Origin of the sequence: Bradyrhizobium hipponense (assembly GCF_008123965.1) — a bacterium.
Lineage (GTDB): Bacteria > Pseudomonadota > Alphaproteobacteria > Rhizobiales > Xanthobacteraceae > Bradyrhizobium > Bradyrhizobium hipponense.
Genome location: NZ_VSTH01000039.1, coordinates 36034 through 53125 on the forward strand (window position 1 = coordinate 36034; position 17092 = coordinate 53125).

The 17092-nt window shown below is 64.3% G+C and carries 17 protein-coding genes; 9 read left to right on the forward strand and 8 right to left on the reverse strand.

Features of this window, described 5'->3' with window-relative positions; translation table 11 throughout:
* From FXV83_RS12605 to FXV83_RS12625, 5 genes are all read left to right on the forward strand, one after another.
* Entirely contained in the window at window positions 1-867 is an 867-nt protein-coding gene (locus tag FXV83_RS12605; protein ID WP_148739498.1) for an MBL fold metallo-hydrolase, read from the forward strand.
* A gap of 131 nt (window positions 868-998) precedes the next feature.
* Window positions 999-2147 (forward strand): alpha/beta hydrolase, encoded by a 1149-nt coding sequence (locus FXV83_RS12610; RefSeq protein ID WP_148739499.1) that lies wholly within the window; start codon window positions 999-1001, stop codon window positions 2145-2147.
* Window positions 2148-2215: 68 nt separating this feature from the next.
* Window positions 2216-3187 (forward strand): iron exporter MbfA, encoded by a 972-nt coding sequence (mbfA, locus tag FXV83_RS12615; protein WP_148739500.1) that lies wholly within the window; start codon window positions 2216-2218, stop codon window positions 3185-3187.
* A 136-nt stretch (window positions 3188-3323) separates the two neighbouring features.
* Window positions 3324-4796 (forward strand): amidase, encoded by a 1473-nt coding sequence (locus FXV83_RS12620; RefSeq protein ID WP_148739501.1) that lies wholly within the window; start codon window positions 3324-3326, stop codon window positions 4794-4796.
* Window positions 4797-5286: 490 nt separating this feature from the next.
* Window positions 5287-6636, forward strand: coding sequence for a hypothetical protein (locus tag FXV83_RS12625; protein ID WP_235939489.1), 1350 nt, complete (start codon window positions 5287-5289; stop codon window positions 6634-6636).
* A 48-nt stretch (window positions 6637-6684) separates the two neighbouring features.
* Here the strand turns inward: FXV83_RS12625 and FXV83_RS12630 are convergent, their stop codons facing one another.
* From FXV83_RS12630 to FXV83_RS42610, 3 genes are all read right to left on the reverse strand, one after another.
* Entirely contained in the window at window positions 6685-7773 is a 1089-nt protein-coding gene (locus tag FXV83_RS12630) for a Zn-dependent alcohol dehydrogenase (protein ID WP_148739503.1), read from the reverse strand.
* Window positions 7774-7966: 193 nt separating this feature from the next.
* Window positions 7967-9751: an acyl-CoA dehydrogenase family protein gene (locus tag FXV83_RS12635; protein WP_148739504.1), complete on the reverse strand. Its 1785-nt coding sequence runs from the start codon at window positions 9749-9751 to the stop codon at window positions 7967-7969.
* Window positions 9752-9796: 45 nt separating this feature from the next.
* The gene (locus tag FXV83_RS42610; protein ID WP_187435860.1) at window positions 9797-9961 is read right to left on the reverse strand and encodes a hypothetical protein; all 165 of its coding nucleotides are present in this window, start codon (window positions 9959-9961) and stop codon (window positions 9797-9799) included.
* A 35-nt stretch (window positions 9962-9996) separates the two neighbouring features.
* On the opposite strand from FXV83_RS42610, the gene FXV83_RS12640 reads away from it, so the two are divergent.
* Window positions 9997-10698 (forward strand): SDR family NAD(P)-dependent oxidoreductase, encoded by a 702-nt coding sequence (locus FXV83_RS12640; RefSeq protein ID WP_148739505.1) that lies wholly within the window; start codon window positions 9997-9999, stop codon window positions 10696-10698.
* 117 nt (window positions 10699-10815) lie between these two features.
* A complete protein-coding gene (locus FXV83_RS12645; protein ID WP_148739506.1) occupies window positions 10816-11646 on the forward strand; it encodes an enoyl-CoA hydratase in 831 nt (276 codons plus the stop codon).
* 139 nt (window positions 11647-11785) lie between these two features.
* Here the strand turns inward: FXV83_RS12645 and FXV83_RS12650 are convergent, their stop codons facing one another.
* Window positions 11786-12409, reverse strand: coding sequence for a GNAT family N-acetyltransferase (locus FXV83_RS12650; RefSeq protein ID WP_148739507.1), 624 nt, complete (start codon window positions 12407-12409; stop codon window positions 11786-11788).
* An 82-nt stretch (window positions 12410-12491) separates the two neighbouring features.
* A complete protein-coding gene (locus FXV83_RS12655; RefSeq protein WP_148739508.1) occupies window positions 12492-12695 on the reverse strand; it encodes a DUF1127 domain-containing protein in 204 nt (67 codons plus the stop codon).
* Between the two features lie 110 nt (window positions 12696-12805).
* On the opposite strand from FXV83_RS12655, the gene FXV83_RS12660 reads away from it, so the two are divergent.
* The gene (locus FXV83_RS12660; protein WP_148739509.1) at window positions 12806-13705 is read left to right on the forward strand and encodes a transcriptional regulator GcvA; all 900 of its coding nucleotides are present in this window, start codon (window positions 12806-12808) and stop codon (window positions 13703-13705) included.
* 62 nt (window positions 13706-13767) lie between these two features.
* Here the strand turns inward: FXV83_RS12660 and FXV83_RS12665 are convergent, their stop codons facing one another.
* Genes FXV83_RS12665 through FXV83_RS12675 form a run of 3 tightly spaced genes read right to left on the reverse strand, consistent with a single transcriptional unit; the run spans window position 13768 to window position 16374 of the window.
* The gene (locus FXV83_RS12665; protein WP_148739510.1) at window positions 13768-14181 is read right to left on the reverse strand and encodes a Rieske (2Fe-2S) protein; all 414 of its coding nucleotides are present in this window, start codon (window positions 14179-14181) and stop codon (window positions 13768-13770) included.
* The gene (locus FXV83_RS12670) at window positions 14181-15290 is read right to left on the reverse strand and encodes an amidohydrolase family protein (protein WP_148739511.1); all 1110 of its coding nucleotides are present in this window, start codon (window positions 15288-15290) and stop codon (window positions 14181-14183) included. The genes FXV83_RS12665 and FXV83_RS12670 overlap by 1 nt, the downstream gene beginning before the upstream one ends.
* Before the next feature lie 25 nt (window positions 15291-15315).
* Window positions 15316-16374 (reverse strand): amidohydrolase family protein, encoded by a 1059-nt coding sequence (locus tag FXV83_RS12675; RefSeq protein WP_148739512.1) that lies wholly within the window; start codon window positions 16372-16374, stop codon window positions 15316-15318.
* Between the two features lie 164 nt (window positions 16375-16538).
* Here FXV83_RS12675 and FXV83_RS12680 point away from each other — a divergent pair, with 164 nt between their 5' ends.
* Complete coding sequence (locus FXV83_RS12680) at window positions 16539-17021, forward strand: CinA family protein (protein ID WP_148739513.1); 483 nt, start codon at window positions 16539-16541, stop codon at window positions 17019-17021.
* Window positions 17022-17092: the final 71 nt, after the last annotated feature.

The following is a 17092-nucleotide window of genomic DNA, read 5'->3' on the forward strand; positions in this document are numbered from 1 at the left end:
ATGAGCCTCAAATTCTCAGTCGGCGATCTCACCATCCAGCGCATCATCGAGCAGGAAACGTCTTTCGTGCCGGCGCTGGAGATGTTGCCGGGGCTGACACCGGAGGTGCTGGCCGAGAACAGGGCATGGATGCGCGACGCCAAGGCGCTGGATGATCAGGACGTGTTGCTGCTGTGCTTCCAGTCCTACGTGATCAAGACGCCGCATCACACGATTCTGGTCGACAGCTGCATCGGCAACGACAAGCCGCGGCCGCGGCCGAAATGGAACATGAAGACCGACGACGCCTATATGCGCGGACTTGCCGCCGCCGGCATCTCGGTCGACGACATCGACTTCGTGATGTGCACGCACCTGCACGTCGATCACGTCGGCTGGAATACGCGGCTTGAGAACGGCCGCTGGGTGCCGACCTTCCCGAAGGCGCGCTACGTCTTCGCGAAGAGCGAGTTCGACTACTGGACCGAGCAGAATGCAAAGGCGCAGGTCGCGCCGTTCGTTGACAGCGTGCTGCCGGTCGTCGAGGCCAAGCGCCATGAGCTCGTCGGCAACGATCATCAGATTGGCGATCACGTCCGCATCCTGCCGACACCAGGCCACACGCCCGGCCACGTCGCCTTCACCTTCGGCCGCGGCAAGGACGATGCGGTGTTTTCCGGCGACCTCATGCATTCGCCGCTGCAGACCCTCTATCCGGAGCTCTCGATCAAGTTCGACGTCGATCCGGCCGCCGCGGCGAAAACGCGCCGCAGCTTCCTGGAGCGCTATTGCGACACGGGCACGCTGTGCTGCACCGCGCATTTCCCGTCGCCGTCGGTGGGAAAGATCAGGCGCAAGGGTAGCGGCTTCGTTTGCGCGGCGGTGTGAGCGAGACGCGGTAATCGTAGGGTGGGCAAAGCGAAGCGTGCCCACCAATCCAGGCGCTTGCGAAAGAGTGGTGGGCACGCCGCGCGATGCGCGCCTTTGCCCACCCTACGATTCCATCCACGGAGGAAACGATGACAATGCTCCCCGAGATCCCCCTGCCCGCCGGCATTCGCTCGCGTTACGTTGACGGCATCAACGGCTTGCGCATGCACGTGCTCGAAGCCGGGTTCGAAACCAAGGGCCGGCCCTGCATTCTGCTGGTGCACGGCTTTCCGGAGCTCGCCTTTTCCTGGCGCAAGATCATGCCTGCACTTGGCCAGGCCGGCTATCACGTGATCGCACCCGACCAGCGCGGCTATGGCCGAACCACGGGATGGAATGCAGATTACGACGGCGATCTCGCGCCGTTCCGCCTCTTCAACCTCGTCCGTGACGCGCTCGGGTTGGTGTCGGCGTTCGGCTACAGGCAGGTTGACGTGGTCGGGCATGATTTCGGCAGCCCGGTCGCGGCCTGGTGCGCGCTGATGCGGCCCGACGTATTCCGCTCGGTGGTGATGATGAGCGCGCCGTTCGGCGGGCCGCCGTCGCTGCCGTTTGGCGCGGCCGACGCCCCGGTCGCGCCGCCGGCCGAGGATCCCGTGCATCGCGAGCTCGCCGCGCTGCCGCGCCCGCGCAAGCACTATCAATGGTACTACTCGACGCGCCCGGCCAATGCCGACATGCAGCACGCGCCGCAAGGACTGCACGCCTTCCTGCGCGCGTATTATCATCACAAGAGCGCGGACTGGACCGCTAACAAGCCGTATCCGCTGAAGTCGTGGTCCGCAAATGAGCTTGCAAAGCTGCCGACCTATTATGTGATGGACGCCGGCGAGACCATGGCGGAGACGGTGGCGAAGGAGATGCCGTCGCCGGCCGATATCGCCGCCAATCGCTGGCTGCCGGACAGCGAGCTTGCTTACTACAGCGCCGAATATGGCCGGACCGGATTCCAGGGCGGGCTGCAATGGTATCGCTGTGGCACCTCGGGCGATTTCAACAACGAGCTTCAGCTGTTCAGCGGCCGGACCATCGACGTGCCCTCCTGCTTCATCGCAGGCAGGCAGGATTGGGGCATCTATCAGCGTCCCGGCGCGATCGAGGCGATGCAGGCCGGCGCCTGCACGAACATGCTCGGCTGCCATCTCGTCGACGGCGCCGGCCATTGGGTGCAGCAGGAGCAGCCGGCCGAGGTGAGCCGGCTGCTGCTCGACTTCCTGGCAAAGGTCCGGGCCGCCTGATTTGACCGGGGAACTACGACAGCCTATATAGTTTAGAACTATTCTAAACTGATGAGAACAGGGCCGTCGTGAAGAACTTTGCCGATCTGACCGAGCGAGAGGTGCTTGCGGTCGCGATTTCCTCCGAGGAGGAGGACAGCCGCATCTACATGTCCTTTGCCGAGGACCTCAAGGAGCGTTATCCGGACTCGGCCAAGCTGTTCGAGCAAATGGCCGAGGAAGAGCGCGGACATCGCCACATGCTGCTGGAAATATACGAGCAGCGCTTCGGTCCGCACCTGCCCCCGATCCGCCGCGAGGACGTCAAGGGCTTCCTGCGCCGGCGCCCGGTCTGGCTCACCAAGAACCTGTCGCTCGACACCATCCGCAGGGAAGTCGAGACCATGGAAATGCAGGCCGAGCGCTTTTACGTCAAGGCGGCCGAACAGGCGGAGGATGTCGGCGTACGCCGGCTGCTCGGCGACCTCGCCGAAGCCGAGAAAGGTCATGAAGAGACCGCCGCGAAGCTGACGGGCGAGATCCTGAGTTCCGACGTGCGCGCCGAGGAAGACCGCACCCATCGCCGCATGTTCGTGCTGCAATATGTGCAGCCGGGCCTCGCCGGCCTGATGGACGGTTCGGTCTCGACCCTGGCGCCGCTGTTCGCCGCGGCCTTTGCCACGCATCAGAACTGGCAGACCTTTCTGGTCGGCCTTGCTGCCTCGATCGGTGCGGGCATCAGCATGGGCTTTGCCGAGGCGCTGTCAGACGACGGCTCGCTCACCGGTCGCGGCTCGCCCTGGCTGCGCGGCCTCACCTGCGGCTTGATGACGACGCTCGGCGGGCTCGGCCACACCATGCCTTATCTCGTGCCGGACTCCTGGCCCAACGCATTCTGGATCGCGACCGCAATCGCAGGCGTGGTCGTGTTCTTCGAACTATGGGCGATTGCCTTCATCCGCGCGCGCTACATGGACACGCCGTTCCTTCAGGCCGTGTTCCAGATCGTACTCGGCGGCGGCATCGTGCTGGCGGTGGGGATCTTGATCGGGGCGGCGTAGTAGCCTTCGCTCTCGGTGTCATCGCGCGGTCAAGCCGGGCGATGACAGCTAGCGACATTTCAATCGCTATCAAACGGCGGTTGCGACATTCCGGCAAACTACGCATGATCCCGCCAAGGAAACGCAGGAGCATGTCGTGGCCAAATCGGAATGGAGTTTCAAGAGCGCGGCCGAGCTGTCGGCCGCATTGACCGCGAAGAAGGTCTCGGCGGTCGAGCTCACGCAGGATGCGATCGCCCGCATCGAGCGTCACGACGGCAAGATCAACGCGATCTGCGTGCGTGATTTCGATCGCGCGCTTGCCGCCGCGCGCGAGGCGGACGCCGCGCTGGCGCGCGGCGAACGGAAGCCGCTGCTCGGCCTGCCCATGACGGTGAAGGAATCCTTCAACATCGCCGGCCTGCCGACGACCTGGGGCTGGACGCCGCAGAAGGATTTCAAGCCGGCGGAGGATGCGCTGTCGATCACCCGGGTCAAGAACGCGGGCGGCGTTATCCTCGGCAAGACCAACGTTCCGGTTGGGCTCGGGGACTGGCAGAGCTACAACGACATCTACGGCACGACCAACAACCCGTTCGATCTCGGCCGCACGCCGGGCGGCTCATCGGGCGGCTCGTCCGCGGCGCTCGCGGCAGGCTACGGACCGCTTTCACTCGGATCCGACATCGGCGGCTCGCTGCGCGTGCCCGCCTTCCATTGCGGGGTCTATGCGCACAAGCCGACCTACAATCTCTGTCCAACGCGTGGCCATACGCCGCCGCCATTTCCCGCGATCCCGATGGAGCGCGATATGGCGGTGATCGGTCCGATGGCGCGGAGTGCGGCCGATCTGACCCTGCTCCTCGACGTGATGGCAGGCCCCGATCCGCTGGACCTCGGCATCGGATACAAGCTCGCGCTGCCGGAGGCGCGACACCACGCGCTAAGGGATTTCCGCCTGCTGGTGATCGACAGCCACCCGTTGCTGCCTGCGAATGCCGATATTCGTGGCGCGATCGAGCAGCTTGCGGGACAATTGTCGGGTGCTGGCGCGAGCATCGCGCGCGAAAGCCCGCTGTTTCCCGACTTCACGGAAGCCTCCCGCCTCTACATGCGCATGCTGATGAGCTTTCTCGGCGCCTTCCTTCCGCCGGACATTCTCGCCGGCGCGCGTGCCGGCGCGACGCAGCTCTCCCCCGACGACAAGAGCCTTGCTGCCGAGCGGCTGCGCGGCATCACCAGCACCCATCAGGCCTGGGTGTTCGACGAGGGCGCCCGCGCCGGGCTGCGCGCGCAATGGCGGCAATTATTCAAGACATTCGATGCGGTGATCTGTCCGATCATGCCGACCCCGGCCTATCCGCATGATCATTCGCCGGAGCAGGAGAAGCGCCGGATCAACATCGACGGCAGGGACCATGTCTATCCGGACCAGTTGGCCTGGCCCGGCATCGCCACGCTGACGGGCCTGCCGGCAACGGCTGTTCCGCTCGGTCTGTCGAAGGACGGCCTGCCGGTCGGCGTTCAGATCATCGGCCCCTTCCTCGAGGACCGCACGCCGCTCAAGCTCGCCGAGTTGATCGAGCGCGAGTTCGGCGGGTTCGTGCCGCCGAAGGCGTTCGATGATTAGTGTTCTCTCGTCATTGCGAGCGAAGCAAAGCAATCCAGACTATCGCCGCGGAACGATTCTGGATTGCTTCGTCGCAAGGGCTCCTCGCAATGACGGAATAGCGTGATTCAAGAATCAAACATGATCACGCTGCGCAGCTTCTTGCCGCTTTCTTGCGGAACTCGACAGAGTGGATGACATTCGCCAGACGTCAGCCAAGTACGCGGCTCACGCTCTCGCTGCCAGTCATTTCGATGACGGCGTTCCTGTAAAGCAATCGCTAACCAAACAATATTTTCCCGACCAATTCGCGAACTTACGTCCGATCTTTATACAACTCGCAATTGTTCGTCCGTAGAGATTTGCAAGCCACAACATGGTGCTCGAAGGCTTGCTTCGATCTCGGCGAAGTCACCATGGACGCGTTGCCAAGCTTGGAGTGCCTCTGTGTCGGTCGATGGTCAGGCTCAAATCCAGCAAGAGTGATGGCGTGACAAAGGACGCTATTGGGATGAGCGCCCTCGGCGGGCCCGGTGATCGCGTCACTCCGGATGAGACGCCGGCCAAGAGCTGGCGCGTTGCGTTCGCGGTAGCGATCGGGTGCGGGTTGGCGGGCCTTGTGCTCCGTTACCTTGCGCGGGAGCACGCGACCGCCGACGCCATTGAGTACCGGGCCTGGTATGCCTTCGCCTGGGATCACGGCATTGGCGGACTGGGCGAAGCTTTCACCAACTACACCCCGTTTTACAGCTACCTCCTGCTGATTGCCGCCCGATTCGATGGGCTCGGCCAGCCACTTTCGCTCGTGAAGATGATCTCGGCACTATTCGAGTTCGGTTGCGCGATCGTCGTGGCCCAGATGGTCTGGCGAGCGACAAAGCTGCCGTTGCGGGCGTCCCTCGCCTTCTGCGCGATTTGGCTTGCGCCGACGGTGCTCTTCAACGGCGCAATGTGGGCACAGGCTGATTCAATCTGGACCTTCTTCACGCTGTTGTCCGTGGCGCTGTTCATGCGGGACCGGAATGGTGTCCTGCCATTCGCGGTGGCTGTTTCGGTGAAGGCCCAGGGCGTATTTCTGGGACCCTTCGTCTTGGGCATGATCTTGCGCCGCAGGATCCATCTGGCATGGCTCGCCGCTGTTCCCGCGGTCTATGTGATCCTCGCCATTCCGGTTCTCGTCGCCGGCAGATCCCTGGTCTCGGTGCTCGAGGTCTATCTCGCCCAAGCTCACACCTATCATCGCCTCACGATGAATGCAGCGAATCTGTGGGTGTTCGCCGGTGGCACACCTTACGAGATCGGAGTCGCCGCCGGCCTGGTGCTCGCGGCGGCGAGCGGCCTTGCCTTGTCGATCTTCATCGCCCACTCCAGGCGGGAGGGGCCGGAGTTCGTTCTGCTCGCCGCCTGTGTCTCGCTCATGCTGATGCCCTACCTGCTTCCGAAGATGCACGACCGCTATTTCTACGCGTTCGAACTTGCGTCCATCGCGCTGGCCTTCCTCAATCCGCGCTATCTGCCGTTCGCGGTGATTGCCCAGGTCGACGGCGTGTTATCCTATCTCGGATTCGAGAGCGGGATCGTCATGGGTCTGCTGCCGGCGGCATTCGGCAACACCTTTCTTGTGTTCTACCTCGTGCTTGATCTTTGGCGCGGCGAGCGCGGATTTCGCGTTCCGAGATTAGCCTGGCTCGGCTTCACCGTGTCGACTGCGGGATTGTTCTCCTATCTTATGATCGCCGGCGCCGGTTGGGACATGTCTCCCGCGTACCTGCTGGCCGCGGGTCTTGCCACGGCTATGACGCTGCTGCTGGTAAAGGAGTCGCGTTGCGCTTCGGCCGACGGTCTGGACCGGTCGCCTTGACCTTGACTCCTAGGCATGTGTTGCCAGCCGATGACGGCACCACGCGCGCTAGCTATCAAACATGATTACGCTGCGCAGCGTCTTGCCGGCCTTCATGTTGGCAAAACCTTCGTTGATCTCGCTCAGCTTCAGCTTGGCCGAGATCCAGTCCTCCAGGTGCAGCCGGCCGCGCAGGTAGAAATCGACCAGGCGCGGCATGTCGACGCGAAAATGGTTCGAGCCCATCGAGGAGCCCTGGATCCTGCGCTCGCGCAGGAAGTCGAAGCCGTGCAGTTCGATCTTCTGGCCGAACGGGATCATGCCGACGATGGTGGCGGTGCCGCCCGCGGCCAGCATGGCGAAGGCCTGCTCGGCGGTCTCCTTGCGGCCGAGCACCTCGAAGGAATGATGCACGCCGCCATTGGTGAGATCGCGCACCTGCTTCACGACGTCGCCGTCGGCGGGATTGATGATGTCGGTGGCGCCGAGCTTGGTCGCGAGCTGGAGTTTTGCGGGATTGGTGTCGATGGCGATGATGCGGCCGGCACCTGCGATCTGCGCGCCGTTGATCGCGGCCATGCCGACACCGCCGCAGCCGATCACCGCGACGGTCTCGCCAGCCGTCACCTTCGCGGTGTTCACCACCGCGCCATAGCCGGTGATGACGCCGCAGCCGATCAGCGCGGCAAGATCGAGCGGCATCTCCTTACGGATTTTGACAATCGCATTCTCGTGCACGAGCATCTGCTCGGCGAAGGACGAGAGATTGAGGAACTGGTGCAGCTTCTCAGGTTTCGACCACTGCATCCGGTTCGACGCGCCCGGCAGCAGTTTCACCGTGGTGTCGGTGCATAGCACGGTGCGGCCCGTGGTGCAGTTGTCGCAGGTGCCGCAGAACACCGACAGGCAGGTGACGACATGATCGCCCGGCTTCACGTAGGTAACGTCCGAGCCGACCTGCTCGACCACACCGGCCGACTCATGCCCGAGCACCGCCGGCAGCGGGTGCGGATAAAGCCCTTCCATGAAATGAAGATCGGAGTGGCAGAGGCCGGCGACCGACGTGCGGATCAAAACCTCGCGCGGGCCGGGCTTCGGCAGGCTGACATCCTCGATGACCAGCGGCTGGTTGACTTCGTAGAGCACGGCGGCCTTCATCGGTGTTTCCTCGTTTTATGATTTTCGTTGTCGCTCATGCGGCGTCGGTCTTCACCTCTCCCGTAGGGAGAGGTCGGAAGCGCATCAAAGATGCGATTCCGGGTGAGGGGTTCAGGTCCCTTGATGAAGGGTAACCCCCTCACCCGGATCGCTGGCGCGATCCGACCTCTCCCTTCGGGAGAGGTGAAATAGCCTACGCCGTCAGAACCAGTTCGCCAACCTCGCTCATGCCGGCCGCACGCTCGCCGAGCAGCAGCGCGGCGATCTTCTGCTGCACGGCATTTTCCGTCAGCCGGAACGGGTCGTTTGGCAGCACGCGATGATCGATCACAAGACGCGAGAGCAGCAGCCGGCGCGCATCGCCGCGCATGTCGTGGATGCGGTGCGCCTCCCAGGCCAGCGCGACGGCGCTCGCGACATGATAGAGCAGGCTCGTCGCACGCCGCGCATCGGCCTCGTTGTCGGCCTTGCCCGCGACCTCGCGCGCAAAACCGACGGCGCGGTCGGTCAGGCCGCGAAGGCGGTCGCGCCAGGCCTGCGGTATGGAGGCGCTGTCATCGAGGCGGGCATACAGATCGGCGGCGAGCGCGGCTTCGGCGCCGTGACGGCCGACGGCGCGCCGCAGCGCATCGATCGCGACGATGTTGCCGGTGCCTTCCCAGACCGAGCCGAGATGCGCATCGCGCAGCAGCCGCGCAGTGGCGAACTCCTCGATATAGCCGATGCCACCGCGCATCTCGAGCGCGTCGCCGCACACCTTTCGCGCATCGCGCGTGGCGCGGAATTTCAGCGTCGGTGTCAGGATACGAAGCAGCGCAGCCGCATCCTGGCTGCCGGCCTCGGCGCGGTCGAGCGCGTCCGCGGTGAGGAAGCTCATCGACAGCGCCTGCTCGACCGGAAGCATGATCTTCAGCATCTGCCGCCGCCCGAGCGGCAGGTCGATGATGCGGTTGCCGAACACCACGCGGTTCTTCGCCACTGTCATCGCGTCGTGATAGGCGCGGCGCATCAGCGCGGTGGATTTCACACCATTGGACAGCCGCGACGAGTTCACCATCTCGGCCATCTGCACGAAGCCGCGGTCGAGCTTGCCGACCGCGTAGGCGATTGCGCCTTCCAGCTTGATCTCGCCCGAGGCCATCGAGCGGGTGCCGAGCTTGTCCTTCAGCCGCACGATCCGGTAGTGGTTCTGCGCGCCGTCGTCGAGGAAGCGCGGCATCAGGAACAGGCCGACGCCGCGCGTGCCGGGGCCGGCGCCTTCGGGCCGCGCCAGCAGCATGACAACCTTGGCGTCCGCGTTCGAGCAGAACCATTTCTCGCCATAGAGGCGCCAGTGCTCACCCTCCTGCGCTGCGCGCGTCGTCAGCGTGCCGACGTCGGAGCCGCCTTCCTTCTCCGTCATGAACTGGCCGCCCTGGGTCAGCTTGCTCATGTCGGTCTGGGTCAGGCCGTCGAGATATTTTGCCTTCAGCGCCTCGCTGCCGAAATTCGCCAGCAGTTTTGCGCAGCCGTCGGTGACGTTGATCGGACAACCCATGCCGAATTCGGTCTGGTTGAACAGAAAAGTGAAGGCGTGTTTGGCCACGACGGGATATTTGTCCGGCCAGCCCATGATGCCCTTGCGGATCGAGAGCGCGTGGATGCCGAACTCGCCAAACGCTGCCTTCTCCAGCTCGCGATAGGCTGGGTGGTATTCGATCCACTGCACGTCGCGGCCGAACTTGTCGCGCTGGTGCAGCACCGGCGGATGCCGGTCGGCGAGGCGCGCGCATTCGTCCAGAGTGCCGCCGGCAAGCTCACCGAGACGATCGAGATGCGGCTCGATATGGCGGAACAGCGCGTCCGGCAGATGGATGCGCAGCAGATCCGTCAACGCCGGATCGGCGCGGTAGAAGTTCATGCCTGACGTATCGGGGGCCAGCAGGCCGGCCTGCCCGGCCGCGTCATTTTTCCGCTGCGCTGTGCCCGGCTTCTGCATGGTCGTCCTCGTCGTTTCCGCGCCCTGCGGTCGTGTTGCGCCGCTTTAGCGCTTGCCGCTTGGGATGATGTCGATCATGCTCCAGCCGAGAGATTGGATAAAGCCGCAAATTGTCAGGGCGGCATGATCGCCGTGAAGGAGCAATTCGCTCTGCGGAATTGTGATCAAGCCAACCGGCGCCCCGGCTGGTCGTTTGCGCAGCCCGTGCATAAATCAGCGGCTCCCTGTTTTCGAGAGATCACGCCATGGAACACCCGACATACAAGATCGCGCTCATCGTCGGCGCCGGCGAAGGCTTGAGCGCCTCGTTGGCGCGGCTGCTGTCCGCGCAGGGCATTCGCGTCGCGCTCGCCGCGCGAAAAATCGAAAAGCTCGGCGCTCTCTGCAGCGAGACGGGCGCAAAGGCCTATGCCTGCAACGCCACCGACCCTGAGGAGGTCGAGCGGCTGTTCGGCCTCGTCGAGCGCGAGATCGGCACGCCCGACCTCGTCGTCTACAATGCCAGCGGCCGCGCGCGCGGGCCGTTCGTCGATCTGGTCCCGGCCGAGGTGGCGCAGGCGATGGCGGTCAGCGCCTATGGCGGATTCCTGGTGGGCCAGCAGGCGGCCAGGCGCATGCTGCCGAACAGGCACGGCGCGATCCTGTTCACCGGCGCCTCCGCCAGCGTCAAGGGCTACGCGCAGTCCGCGCCGTTCGCGATGGGCAAGTTCGCGCTGCGCGGCCTCGCACAGAGCATGGCACGCGAACTTTCGCCGCAAGGCATCCACGTCGCGCATTTTGTCATCGACGGCGGCATCCGCAGCGCGGCGCGGACCGAACCTGGCGACAAGCCGGATTCGATGCTCGATCCCGATGCGATCGCGGCGAGCTACTGGAACGTGCTGCAGCAGCCGCGCAGCGCCTGGAGCTGGGAGCTGGAATTGCGGCCCTGGGTGGAGAAATTTTGAGGCGCGCTGCCGTAGGGTGGGCAAAGGCGCGGAGCGCCGTGCCCACCTTCACGAACACTGAACAGAAATTGGTGGGCACGCTTCGCTTTGGCCACCCTACAAGAACAGAGGAGCGACATGACCACCGAAACCACCATCGATACCGGCACCGACGAGCTGCTCTGCGTCATCCGCGACCGCGTCGCGGTGATCACGCTGAACCGGCCGGAGGCGCGCAACTCGTTGTCCGACAGGCTGACGCCGGCGCTGCGTACGATGATCCGAACCTGTGGCGAGGATCCAGGCGTCGGCGCGCTGCTGATCACCGGCGCGGGCCAAGCGTTCTGCGCCGGCGGCGACGTCAAGGGCATGGGCGCACATCGCGATCCGAAGAAGCTGGAGATGTCGCTTGAACAGCGCGTCGCCGATCTGCAGGAGCGGCAGCGGCTGCTCACCGGCGCGCTGATCTCGGTCCGCAAGCCGACGATCGCCGCACTGCCGGGGCCCGCGGCGGGCGCCGGGCTTGCCATCGCCATGGCCTGCGACATCCGCATCGCCGCGCAATCGGCCTTCGTCGCCACCGGCTACGCGCGCATCGGGCTGAGCGGCGACTATGGCATCGCCTGGCTGTTGACGCGGCTGGTCGGCACCGCCCGGGCGCGCGAATTGATGTTCACCGGCGACAAGGTCGACGCCGCGAGGTGCGAGGCGATCGGCCTCGTCAACCGCGTCGTGCCCGACGACAAATTGCAAGCCGAGGCCTTCGCTCTGGCCAAGTCGCTCGCCGAGGGCCCGCGCCTCGCGCTGCGCTACATGAAGGACAATCTCGACGAGGCCCAACAATTCGATTTCGAGACCGCCCGCGACCACGAAGCCGAGCGGCTGATCCGCCTGACCAATACGGCCGATCACAAGGAGGCCGTGCAGGCCTTCATCGAGAAGCGCAAGGCGGTGTTCACGGGGAAGTAGCAGGCCAGTAGCCCGGATGCAGCGCAGCGAAATCCGGGACGCCTGCGAATGCCGCGCGAATCCTGGATTACGCTTACGCTCCATCCAGGCTACAAAAAATGCCCGGCTCTGGTTCACCAGGGCCGGGCTTGCAGTGGTGTCAGGCCGAGGCTGAGGGACTGTCGGCCTGACGGGAAAGAGCGGCGAGACGCCAGCTCGCGCAGGGAATGTCCTTGGGCGCGAGCCTGATCTCTTTGTCGAAGCGTACCAGCTTCCAATCGTCCGGATGGTTGACGAATGCGAAGCCGGATTTGCGCGCGAGCGAGATCATGGTCTCGTTGGCGCGCAACGTGTCGCCAAACATGTGCTCGGCGCCAAGCGCGGCGGCGCGGCATTCGAGATTCCGAAGCAGCGCGGTCGCGATGCCGCGGCGCTGCCAGCGGTCGCCAACCGAAAGGCCGAATTCGAGTGTCGCGCTCTCCTCATGAGGGGCATAGCGCGCTTCGGCGACGATGGTCTCGAACCCGTCCACCATCATCGTTGCGACGACCGTGAAGCGTTCGCGCTCACCAACCTGGAGGAAGTCGTGAAGCAGGCCTTTCGGCAACTCGCTGATCGCGCCGAAGAAGCGGTTGTAGCGGGAGCGGGTCGAGAGCGAACGGAAATAGTGCTGGAGCTCGTCGGTGTCGCGCGGCTCGATGAAGCGAACGTTGAGCGCCTCACCTTGCCGGGTGCGCAACGTGTCCGAATATTGCTTCAGGTCTTGCAGCCGAAGGAGGCTCATGACAGGCGCCTTAAGAAATTTGCCTTGCGCAAAAGGGACCGCCGGCGCCCCTGTGATCAGGCGGCGCCGGCCTGACGGCCAATCAGGCCCGCCAGAAGGGTTTGTCGGCCTCATAGGCGATGTCGGTCCAGGACAGGCCAACGTCGTGGAGATCGCGGGCGGTCCAATGGGTCAGCTCACGCCGGGTCCGGTAGCGCTCATGCCAGACGTGAAGGGTCTCGCCGATCTGGGCGAGGAAGCCGGATGCATGATGATTTGTCATCGAATTGTCGGTCAACGTAGACATTTTCAGCTCCTGGAGCTAAGTTGATGGCCAATATCTGCTCGGCTAGTCCCTTCGACAAACGACAATTTGTACCCCTTCGCATGAAATAAGCTCATGCATCATGTTGCCAAATGACTGCCAGATTGCCGTCTCTGAATGGGTTGCGGGCGTTCGAGGCAGCGGCGCGCCACCTCAGCTTCACGCTGGCCGCCGCCGAGCTGAACGTGACGCAGACTGCGATCAGCCATCAGATCCGCAGGCTTGAGGAGGAGCTCGGCCTCCGCCTGTTCATCCGGCAGAATCGTGCGCTGGCGCTGACGCCGGAGGCGCGCGACTACCTGCCGGGCGTCCGCGCCGCCTTCAACGACCTCCGGCTTGCGACCGACCGGCTGCTGCGCAAGGACGACGACAAGGTGCTGACGGTCTCGACCCTGGCCTCGCTCGCCGCCAAATGGCTGCTGCCGCGGCTGACGGATTTCCAGGAGCAGCACCCCGGCATCGACGTCCGCATCACCACCTCGACCAGCCTGGTCGACTTCCAGCGCGACAATGTCGATGCCGCGATTCGCTACGGGCGCGGCCAGTGGCCGGGCCTGCGCGCGGACTGGCTGATGGCCGACGAGCTGTTCCCGGTGTGCAGCCCTTCGCTCTTGCGCGGTGACAAGCCGCTGTGCCGGCCGGAAGATCTGAAAGACCATCCGCTGCTGCACACATCCAATGCCAACAGCGACGACTGGCGGCTGTGGCTGACGGCGGCGGGCCTGCCAGCCGACCTCGCCAAGCAGCCCGGCATCACCTTCGACATGATCTTCATGACCATCCAGGCCGCGATCGACGGCATCGGCGTGGCGATGGGACGGACCTCCTACGTCCAGGACGACATCGCCAAGGGCCGGCTCGTGGTCCCCTTCAAGATCGCACTGCCAGCCGACGCCGGCTTCTACGTGGTCGCGCCAGATGGCCGCCGCGAAGCGCCGAAGCTGGCCGCCTTCCGCCAATGGGTGGTCGCTGCAGCGCAAAATAAAGCCTGAAAAATCATCAGCTTCTGCGGTCCAAGAACGGGGTGAGGCAGCGCAGCTCCAGCGCGGCGGAGCTACAGCTCCACCACCACGTAGTCGCTCTCGACCTGCACCGGAATCGTCTCGACGACATACGGTCCCTTCACCACGCTCGCGCCCGGCTCGACATGAGCCGGATACGCCTTCACGCGGAAACGGCGTGGATCGCAATAGGACTGGCCGGTGCGGACGTCGAACTCCCAGCCATGCCAGGGACAGCGGATGATCTCGCCGAGTTTCGTATATTCGATCTCACCGGGGTCGCTGGATTGCGCGAGGCCGATCAGCGGGCCCTCGCACAGCGCCGCGCCCTGATGCGGGCAGCGGTTCATCAGGCCGAAATACTCGCCCTTGATGTTGAAGATCGCGATCGGCCGCCCTTCGATCTCCAGGAATTTGCGTGTCCCCGGCGGAAGCTCGTCGACCGGCGCAATCACGTGTCGCGCCATCAACCAATCCCGTAGAGCTTCTTGGCATTGCCCAGATAAAACGCCTCGCGATTGGCCTCGCTGACGCCGGCCGGCAGCACGCGCGACGGCTCGTCGTAATCCCAATGCGGATAGTCGGTCGCGAACAGCAGCCGGTCCCAGCCGATCCACTTGATGACGTCGAACAGATCCTCGCGCCGCTCCGGATCCTCCATCGGCTGCGTGGTCCACCACACCTGCTCGCGGATGTATTCCGACGGCGGCCGTTTGACATGCGGCACCTCGCTGCGCAATCGCTGCCAGACCTTGTCGAGACGCCAGGCCAGCGACGGCGCCCAGCCGAAGCCGGCCTCGATCATCACCATCTTCAGTTTCGGGAAGCGCTCGAACACGCCTTCGAGCACGAGGCTCGCAAGCGCCGATTGCTGGCACTGCGAATGGCCCACCATTTCCTCGATGTAGTAGCTCGGCCAGCCCGACGGCGTGATCGGGTTGCCGCCGAAACCGAAGGCGTGGACGCCGACGGGCAGGCCCGCTTCTTCCGCGGCCTGATAGATCGGCCAATAGCGGCGCTGGCCAAGCGGCTCGACATTGCGGCTGAGCAAGAGCACCTGCACGAAATTCTTGTCGCCGGCACGCTCGCGGATTTCGGCGGCCGCCGCCAGCGCATCCTCATTGCCGACGACGATCGAGGCCTTCAGCCGCTTGTCCTTGCTGGTCCATTTGTCGATCTGCCAGTCGTTGACCGCAGAGCACAGCGCGGCCGACAGCTCGTGATTTCGGATCCCCTGCCCGGTATTGAGCGGATTGAGCACGCCCAGTTGCACGTTGTTGGGATCGAGCAGCTGTTGCTGCATGAAGGAGAGCGACGAGCCCTGCGGACCGCCCTCCGGCGGATAGGCATCGCGGCGCGAGGCGTTGGGCTGGGCCTTCGGATAGGGTGGCCCCTCCATCATGCCCTGATAGGCATGGACGCCGTAGACTTCGAGATGATGCTGCCATCGTTTGGCGAGATAAGGATAGAGCTCGGTGCGGGTCGCGCGTGCCGGGTGGATGTCGCAGTCCGCGATCGCGGTTTTGGTGGTCAGGGGGGAAGCGGCTTCTTGGCTCTCGCGGAACTGGATATTCATCGCCTTGCCTCCTTTGGCAGTGGGCTCACGTCAGGCGGGGATAGGTTGCATGCGGATTATCGATCATGATCTTGCGCACGAGATCGGCGGTGAGACCTTCGGGCAGCGCGTCCTGGCCGTCGAACTGCCAGTGCGGATAGTCCGTGGAGAATAAGACCAATTCGTCCGACTGCATATGATCAAACAGGCGAATTAATGTCGCCTCGTCCGGCGGCGCGTCAAATGGCTGTAACGAGAAGCGGATGTTGCTGCGCACAATCTCGAGGGGCGCGCGGTCGACCCACGGCGTCTCCATTCGCACCCCGCGCCAGAACTTGTGCAGGCGCCAGAGATAAGGGGAGATCCAGGAGACGCCGGATTCCAGCAACACCGTCTTCAGCCGCGGGTGGCGGACAAACACGCCCTCGATGATCAGGCTGGTGAGCTGGGTCTGGAACGCCTGGGCCTGACCGACATAGTCCTCGATGTGATAGGACCCCCAGCCCACTGCGGTCGGCGGATTGTGATAGGCCGAACCGGCGTGGATGCCCACGGCGAGTTCCAGGCGTTCCGCGGCCTCGTAGATCGGCCACAGCGTGCGCTTGCCGAGCGGTGTGTCGCCCATCACCAGCATCAGCACCTGCACGAAGCGGCGATCCGCCGCACAGCGCTCGATCTCGGCAACGGACTTCTCGACACTCTGCGTCGGGATCACGATCGAGCCGCGCAGTCGCGGGTCGCGGTCGAGCCATTCCTTGGCCAGCCAGTCGTTCAGCGCGCGGCAGAACGCGGCTTGCAGATCCTCGGAAAACACCATCTGCACGCCGTAGATCGGATTGCAGATGGCGCGAGAGACCTGGAAGGGATCGAGCACGTGGCGCTGCATGTCCTCCAGGCTTTCGCCCGGCTTGCCGCTCGCGGGGCGCCAGTCGGGGCGCGCTGTGATCGGCGAGTTCTGCGGATAGGATTGCGAGACGAGATCGACCATGCCGCGCGTCGTCACTTGGTCGCGCCAATAGTCGCTCAGATATGGCAGCAGGCTGGTCAGATGCGGCACGGCCGGATGCACGTCGCAATCCACCCCGCCGGCAATCAGGGACGCCATGACGTCTCCCTTTTACGTTTCCTCATGTCTGTTGCGCAGCGCTTCGCCGCACCTCTTTGAGTCCCGCCATTCAATCAGGCCTGCCCGCCGCCCGCAACACGGCCAATGGCGCTGTCATATGCTAGGAAGGCACAGCTCGGTTGCGATGGGGTGAGGTACTGGACATGAAAGAGCTCGTCGGCGTTGCGGAACAGGTCGCGGCCAAACTGATCGCGCGCAAACAGACCATCGCGGTCGCAGAATCCTCGACCGGCGGCCTGATCTCGGCCAGCCTGCTCGCGGTGCCCGGCGCGTCAGCCTATTTCCTCGGTGGCGCCGTGGTGTACACCCGCGATGCACGGCGCGTGCTGATGGATATTTCGGATGACGGCATGAAGGGCTTTCGCTCGTCGTCGGAGCCTTATGCGAAGCTGCTGGCCGAGCAGATGCGGAGCCGTTTCAGCTGCGACTGGGGACTGTCCGAGACCGGCGCGACCGGCCCGAGCGGTAACCGCTACGGCGATGCAGCCGGCCACAGCTGCATGGCGGTTGCAGGGCCGGCGTCGGAGGTGATGACGCTGGAAACGGGTAGCAACGATCGCCTCGCCAACATGCAGGCGTTCGCGGCGACGGCGCTGAAATTATTGCTGAAGAATTTGGAGGGGTGACTGCTGCGCCGGCAGCGATCACACTTTCAGTGCCGTCATCCTTGTATGGGAAGTGAGTTGTCAAGAGGGCG

What these genes read in the sequence shown, in the direction of transcription:
- FXV83_RS12605 (WP_148739498.1), top strand. Translation starts at nt 1, where the DNA reads ATGAGCCTCAAATTCTCAGTCGGCGATCTCACCATCCAGCGCATCATC.
- FXV83_RS12610 (WP_148739499.1), top strand. Translation starts at nt 999, where the DNA reads ATGACAATGCTCCCCGAGATCCCCCTGCCCGCCGGCATTCGCTCGCGT.
- FXV83_RS12625 (WP_235939489.1), top strand. Translation starts at nt 5,287, where the DNA reads ATGAGCGCCCTCGGCGGGCCCGGTGATCGCGTCACTCCGGATGAGACG.
- FXV83_RS12630 (WP_148739503.1), bottom strand. Translation starts at nt 7,773, where the DNA reads ATGAAGGCCGCCGTGCTCTACGAAGTCAACCAGCCGCTGGTCATCGAG.
- FXV83_RS12635 (WP_148739504.1), bottom strand. Translation starts at nt 9,751, where the DNA reads ATGCAGAAGCCGGGCACAGCGCAGCGGAAAAATGACGCGGCCGGGCAG.
- FXV83_RS42610 (WP_187435860.1), bottom strand. Translation starts at nt 9,961, where the DNA reads ATGCACGGGCTGCGCAAACGACCAGCCGGGGCGCCGGTTGGCTTGATC.
- FXV83_RS12640 (WP_148739505.1), top strand. Translation starts at nt 9,997, where the DNA reads ATGGAACACCCGACATACAAGATCGCGCTCATCGTCGGCGCCGGCGAA.
- FXV83_RS12645 (WP_148739506.1), top strand. Translation starts at nt 10,816, where the DNA reads ATGACCACCGAAACCACCATCGATACCGGCACCGACGAGCTGCTCTGC.
- FXV83_RS12650 (WP_148739507.1), bottom strand. Translation starts at nt 12,409, where the DNA reads ATGAGCCTCCTTCGGCTGCAAGACCTGAAGCAATATTCGGACACGTTG.
- FXV83_RS12655 (WP_148739508.1), bottom strand. Translation starts at nt 12,695, where the DNA reads ATGTCTACGTTGACCGACAATTCGATGACAAATCATCATGCATCCGGC.
- FXV83_RS12660 (WP_148739509.1), top strand. Translation starts at nt 12,806, where the DNA reads ATGACTGCCAGATTGCCGTCTCTGAATGGGTTGCGGGCGTTCGAGGCA.
- FXV83_RS12665 (WP_148739510.1), bottom strand. Translation starts at nt 14,181, where the DNA reads ATGGCGCGACACGTGATTGCGCCGGTCGACGAGCTTCCGCCGGGGACA.
- FXV83_RS12670 (WP_148739511.1), bottom strand. Translation starts at nt 15,290, where the DNA reads ATGAATATCCAGTTCCGCGAGAGCCAAGAAGCCGCTTCCCCCCTGACC.
- FXV83_RS12675 (WP_148739512.1), bottom strand. Translation starts at nt 16,374, where the DNA reads ATGGCGTCCCTGATTGCCGGCGGGGTGGATTGCGACGTGCATCCGGCC.
- FXV83_RS12680 (WP_148739513.1), top strand. Translation starts at nt 16,539, where the DNA reads ATGAAAGAGCTCGTCGGCGTTGCGGAACAGGTCGCGGCCAAACTGATC.